This is a genomic window from Acinetobacter sp. ABJ-A23_2 (assembly GCF_044538765.1).
Lineage (GTDB): Bacteria > Pseudomonadota > Gammaproteobacteria > Pseudomonadales > Moraxellaceae > Acinetobacter > Acinetobacter nosocomialis_A.
Genome location: NZ_JBIUCP010000100.1, coordinates 1 through 1801, shown reverse-complemented (window position 1 = coordinate 1801; position 1801 = coordinate 1). Strand labels below are relative to the sequence as shown.

Genomic DNA, 1801 nt, shown 5'->3' with positions numbered 1-1801 from the left:
CGAACTCAGAAGTGAAACCTCTTAGCGCTGATGGTAGTGTGGGGTTACCCATGTGAGAGTAAGTCATCGCCAGCTCATTATTCCAAACACCCCAATCTCAAAAGAGATTGGGGTGTTGCTTTATGCGCAGAATAAATATAAAACTCTGGATATAGTAGAGAATAAAGACAGATATATATTAATTCTAAGAAAGAGTTCTGTTATAAATAATAAGAAAATTAAATTTTTAAGTATGCATAATAAGAGAAGAGCATCTATGATAATTTATGGTGATGTAAGTTCAGGTAACTGTTATAAGATTAAATTATTACTTTCCTTATTAAAAATTAATCATAAATGGGTCCATGTTGATATTTTAAACAAAGAAACTCAAACAGATGATTTTTTGTCGTTAAATCCCAATGGAAAAATACCTGTATTAGTACTGGATGATGGTCGTGTTTTGAGTGAATCCAATGCTATTTTAGGTTATGTAGCTGAAGGAACAAAATTTATTCCTACAGATCCTTTTATTAAAGCAAAAATGTATCAGTGGATGTTCTTTGAGCAGTATAGCCATGAACCATTTATTGCAGTGGCTCGTTTTATTAATAAATATTTAGGGTTACCAGCAGAAAGAATAGAGGAATATCATAATTTACAGCCAAAAGGCCATAAAGCACTATCTATTATGGATAAAGCTTTAGTAGAGTATGATTATCTTGTTGGAAATGAATTGACCATTGCGGATATCGCTTTATATGCATATACGCATGTCGCTGAGGAAGGCGGCTTTGATTTAAAGCTATATTCAAATATCCAAGCTTGGTGTCAAAGAATTCGAGAATATTTAGGTTATGTAGATATGATTTAAATAAAAAAGAACTCATATAGAGTTCTTTTTATATCTAAAGTCTGATTTAGAAATGCGCTTCTAAGCCTACATATGGACCTTTAAACTCAAATTTAAGGTCATTGTTATCATAATCATCTAAGTCAATATTGAGTACGCGGTAGCCAGCTTTCAAGCCTAAATCAACTGCTAAATTATCGACGAATTTATACTTTACCTCTGCTAATGCATCTGTGATTTTTGCATCATTAAAGTTTGTATAGGTTGCTTCGCCTTTAGCACTTAAACCTGTGAATGGAAGTTTTACTTCGCCTGACAAATAAGCAATAGGATATGTTTTATCAATATCCACACGTTTACCAGTATAAGCAGTGATATCACCATTTAATACAGTTGCACCAAGACCAGCGTCTACACTCACAATATTATCGAGTAATTCGTAGTAAAGAATAAAATCGCTATGATCTAAATTAATTTTATAGTTAGCTTGGCCTAAGGTTTCTGACTTAGTTTGCGTATCTAGATTTACATAGCGAATTTTTGCATTTGGAATGAATGGAATTGGATGCTCAAAAGCGAGTGAAAGCTGTGCACTGCCTTTTCGATCTAAATCTTGATCATCTGGTAATTGTGAAGACATGTTTGCTTTACCATTGTAAAACCAATAACCAACGTCTCCTTTAACTCCTATAAAATCAGCTTGTGCGAATCCGCTAAGGCCCATCCCGAGTGCCAAAAAAGACATTTTTAATATCTTCATCATCATATCCTAATAAAAGAAATCTTTGAGCGCATGATATAGATATCTGTGTAGTTATGCATTGATGAAAAATGGCGAATATAAAACTTTTAGAGCGTTAATTATTAATATTAATCTATCTTTTTGATTTTAATTTAAAAATATAGAATTAAGGAATATCTTATGGGGGGAAGTTTTAGTATAAATTTTGTGTAATATGACAATAAGAT

General features: G+C 32.3%; 2 protein-coding genes. One reads left to right on the top strand and one right to left on the bottom strand.

Features of this window, described 5'->3' with window-relative positions; genetic code table 11:
• Positions 1 to 256 precede the first annotated feature (256 nt).
• Positions 257 to 853 carry a glutathione S-transferase family protein gene (locus ACH63V_RS17970; protein WP_396464308.1) on the top strand — a complete coding sequence of 199 codons (597 nt, stop codon included), beginning with the start codon at positions 257 to 259 and terminating at the stop codon, positions 851 to 853.
• Between the two features lie 46 nt (positions 854 to 899).
• Here the strand turns inward: ACH63V_RS17970 and ACH63V_RS17965 are convergent, their stop codons facing one another.
• Positions 900 to 1592 (bottom strand): TIGR04219 family outer membrane beta-barrel protein, encoded by a 693-nt coding sequence (locus tag ACH63V_RS17965; protein WP_396464307.1) that lies wholly within the window; start codon positions 1590 to 1592, stop codon positions 900 to 902.
• Between the last annotated feature and the right edge of the window lie 209 nt (positions 1593 to 1801).